Here is a 242-nt window from a genome sequence, read left to right on the forward strand (position 1 = left end):
CCTTGTTGTAAGCATTCAATGTTGCCGCGGTTGGCAGTTTGTTAACAATTCTGTAAACTCTCGAGGTGAAATGTCCCGGCGGATATAGGGCATTAGAGCTTGGGAAAAGTTTTTTCCTGACTGCCGGTAATCAAACAAGAGGTCATGATGAGTACAGAGATTAAAACTCAAGTCGTGGTACTGGGGGCAGGTCCTGCAGGTTACTCTGCAGCCTTCCGTTGCGCTGATTTAGGTCTGGAAAC

1 protein-coding gene is annotated in these 242 nt (G+C 47.1%); it reads left to right on the plus strand.

Annotated elements, in window-relative coordinates; all coding sequences use genetic code 11:
• Nucleotides 1–147: 147 nt before the first annotated feature.
• On the plus strand, nucleotides 148–242 hold a 95-nt coding region (locus KVT28_RS28005), incomplete at its 3' end, for a hypothetical protein (protein ID WP_254633680.1).

This window comes from Pantoea sp. GbtcB22, from assembly GCF_019091025.1.
In the GTDB taxonomy this organism is placed as follows: Bacteria; Pseudomonadota; Gammaproteobacteria; order Enterobacterales; family Enterobacteriaceae; genus Pantoea; species Pantoea leporis.